This window comes from Streptomyces sp. SID486, from assembly GCF_009865385.1.
Classification (GTDB): Bacteria; Actinomycetota; Actinomycetes; order Streptomycetales; family Streptomycetaceae; genus Streptomyces.
This window is the reverse complement of the sequence record NZ_WWJT01000417.1, coordinates 1-1,410: the sequence shown is the minus strand read 5'-3', so window position 1 is coordinate 1,410 and position 1,410 is coordinate 1. Positions and strand designations below refer to the sequence as shown.

1 protein-coding gene is annotated in these 1,410 nt (G+C 79.1%); it reads right to left on the bottom strand.

The genetic code is table 11. The annotated features are described in order from the left end of the window. The coding region (locus GT045_RS19940) for a GTP-binding protein (protein WP_161334972.1) at positions 1-1,309 on the bottom strand (1,309 nt) is incomplete at its 3' end. Positions 1,310-1,410 lie beyond the last annotated feature (101 nt).

Below are 1,410 nucleotides of genomic sequence, written 5' to 3'. Positions count from 1 at the left end.
CGAGCAGTCGGCGGGCCGCCTCGGCGGGCAGGCCGGGCTCCAGCGGATGGGCGCGGGCGTGTTCGTCGACCCGGGCGGCCAGCCGGTCCTGGAGTTCGCTCCAGTGCGCGGCGTCGGCCAGCCAGTCCCCCGCGACGGGGTCCGCGGGCACGGGGACGCCCATCGCCCGCAGGCGGGCGCGCTGCACGAGGCCGCGCCTGCGCAGTTCGGCGAGGCCGTCGGGGCGTCCGGTCATGGTGTCCAGTTCGGCGGCGCGGGCCCGGCCGGCACCCCGCCGGGCCAGCCGGGGCGGCCGTATGTCGAGGACGGTGACGCCGCAGGGGGTGCGGCTGCCGCCGGGCTCGCGGAGCACGGCGCGGTCGCCGGTGCGCAGGGGCAGTCCGCGGCTCAGGGTCAGCCGGGCGGTGTCCGCGCCGAGCGGACGGACGGTCACCGGCACGGCGGCCGTCCCGATGTGCAGGGTGGCGCACCGGGGCAGGCCGGCCACCGGCTCCCCGGTGACGCGGACGTCGGTCACCTCGGTGCGCAGCCAGCGGTCCGGGGTGAGCAGGGCCTGCCCGCGGCGCAGGGCGCCGGCGCCCGGGCCGTGCACGTTGACGGCGACGCGGGCGACCGCGCCGACGCAGGTGTGTTCCTCGTGCAGGCTCTGCAGGCCGCGCACCCGCAGTACGCCGGGCCCGTCCGCGGTGACCAGCCGGTCGCCGACGCTGAGCGTGCCGGCGCCGAGGGTGCCGGTCACCACGGTGCCGTGGCCGCGGACGGTGAAGGCCCGGTCGAGCCACAGACGCAGGTCGGCGCCGGTGTCGGGGGCGGGCAGTGCGGCCGCCAGGGCGGCGAGCGCGGCGCGCAGTTCGTCCAGTCCCGTGCCGGTGACCGCGCTGACCGCGACCGACGCGACGGTGCCGAGGGAGGTGGCGGCCAGGCGCTCGACGGCGTCGGCGCGCACCGGTTCCGGGTCGCCCAGGTCGCTGCGGGTCACGGCGAGGACGGCGTGCCGGACGCCGAGCGCGTCGAGGACGGCGAGGTGCTCCTGGGACTGGGGCTGCCAGCCCTGGTCGGCGGCGACCACGAACAGCACGGCGGGGACGGGTCCGACGCCGGCGAGCATGGTGGCGACGAACCGCTCGTGCCCGGGTACGTCCACGAAGGCGAGTCGCTCCCCGGCGAGGCTGGTCCACACGAAGCCCAGGTCCAGGGTGAGGCCCCGGCGGCGCTCCTCCTCGTACCGGTCCGGCTCCATGCCGGTGAGGGCGCGCACCAGTGCGGACTTGCCGTGGTCGACATGGCCGGCGGTGGCGAGCACGCGCATCACGGCCGCCGCTCCGCGGGAGCCCGCCCCGCCGCCGTCCTGCCCGCGTACCGGCCGCCCTTCCCCCGCTCCCCCTCGGCTGCGCCGGCCGGCCGCGCACC